The following is a 1,637-nucleotide window of genomic DNA, read 5'->3' on the forward strand; positions in this document are numbered from 1 at the left end:
CAATGCTTTGAGCTTTTCATAGACGGACATGCGGTACTCCCTGTTGGTCAGCGCCCTCTTGCGGCCTTCTGCCGCGGGCTCTGCGCGTTGACAAAATGTGGAAAAACAAGTGTTCGATTATCTCAAAAAACCGGACCTTTAGCCCGCTGCGGCTGAACTATTTCGGCTCGCAAACCCGGTCAGAGCAGCGTCAGCCGCCCGTTTCAGCGGCGCACGGCCATGCGCCGGCCGATGGCCACCACCACGATCACGGCCAGGGCGAAGAGCATGTTGCTCGCATCCAGCGCTTCATGGGCGATCACGGCCGCGCCCAGCAGGCTCATGAAAGGTTGCAACAATTGCACCTGGCCGACGCGGGCGATGCCGCCCAGGGCCAGGCCCTTGTACCAGAAGAAAAAGCCGATGAACATGGAAAACAGCGAGACATAGGCGAAGGCCAGCCAGGCCGGGGCCGAGGCGCTCACACCGTATTGCCAGCCCAGCCACAGCGACACCGGCAGCATCACCGGCAAGGCCACCACCAGCGCCCAGGCGATCACGTTCTGGCCACCCATGCTCTGCGCCAGGCGTCCACCTTCGGCATACCCCATGGCGGCGGTGAGGACGGCGGCAAAGAGGGCAAAATCAGCCGGATGGAAACTGCCGCCGCCCGCGCGCAGGGCAAAGGCGATCACGATGCCGGAACCCGCCAGCGCAGCCAGCCAGAACCCGGTCGAGGGCCGCTCGCCGAAGCGCAGCGCGCCGAACAAGGCGGTCGCCAGCGGCAACAGGCCCACCACCACGGCGCCGTGCGCAGCCGGTACATAGCGCATGGCAATCGAGGAAAACAGCGGAAAACCCACCACGACGCCCAGGGCCGTGATGATCAAGCCGCGCAACTGCTGCGCAGTCGGACGCGGAGCCTTGATCCAGGCCAGCAGCGCCAGCGCGCACAGGCCGGCCACGACCGCCCGGCCGAAGGCGACGAAGGCCGGGTTGAGCTCGGCTACGGCAATGCGGGTAAAGGGCAGCGTCAGACTGAACACCGCCACCCCCACCAGGCCCAGCCACATGCCGCGGCTTTCATGACGGGCCGGGCTGGCGTCGGACTCAGTTGGCGGGGTTGGCGCGGTGGGTGCGGCTGCTTTGCTGCTTGCCTGCATGAGATGTCCCCTGTTGTCGAATTGGAATAAACGATATAAAAGATTGTCGCCCCCCCCTCACAGCCAGATCGCCAGCGCCGCATAGAGCGTGAGCACGACCATGGTGGTGGCGAAGACCACCCGCCACAGCGGCTCTTCAAGATAGCGCCGCAACAGCGAACCGGCGCCTGCCCACACCGACACGCAAGGCAGGTTGACGACACAAAACACCGCACAGTAGATCAGGATGGCCAGCCGTCCGGCGTGTTCATGCAACAACGGCATGAAGGCCGATGCGCCGGTGATGGCCATCACCCAGGCCTTGGGATTGGCGAACTGGAACATGGCCGCAGCCCCGAACGACATCGGCTGCAACGCCCGCTCAGCCGCCTGTGCCACGGCCATGTGCCGCAATTGCCAGGCCAGGTAGAGCAGATAGGCGCAGCCCAGCGCCTTCAACAGCAGCACCACTTGCGGCAGCGCCACCACCAGTTCACCTATACCGAATGCGCTACG

2 protein-coding genes are annotated in these 1,637 nt (G+C 64.6%); both read right to left on the reverse strand.

All coding sequences use genetic code 11. The features are described from left to right. Positions 1-203: 203 nt before the first annotated feature. Positions 204-1,142: a DMT family transporter gene (locus I5W_RS03230; RefSeq protein WP_017450711.1), complete on the reverse strand. Its 939-nt coding sequence runs from the start codon at positions 1,140-1,142 to the stop codon at positions 204-206. A gap of 57 nt (positions 1,143-1,199) precedes the next feature. Continuing rightward, positions 1,200-1,637, reverse strand: a 438-nt coding sequence (locus tag I5W_RS03235) for a LysE family translocator (protein ID WP_044528164.1), incomplete at its 5' end; no start/stop codon positions are given.

The sequence above is a fragment of the Herbaspirillum sp. B65 genome (assembly GCF_000333555.1).
GTDB lineage: Bacteria > Pseudomonadota > Gammaproteobacteria > Burkholderiales > Burkholderiaceae_D > Herbaspirillum > Herbaspirillum rubrisubalbicans.

Excerpts from the sequence above, each read along its gene's own strand:
- I5W_RS03230 (WP_017450711.1), bottom strand. The coding sequence starts at position 1,142 with ATGCAGGCAAGCAGCAAAGCAGCCGCACCCACCGCGCCAACCCCGCCA.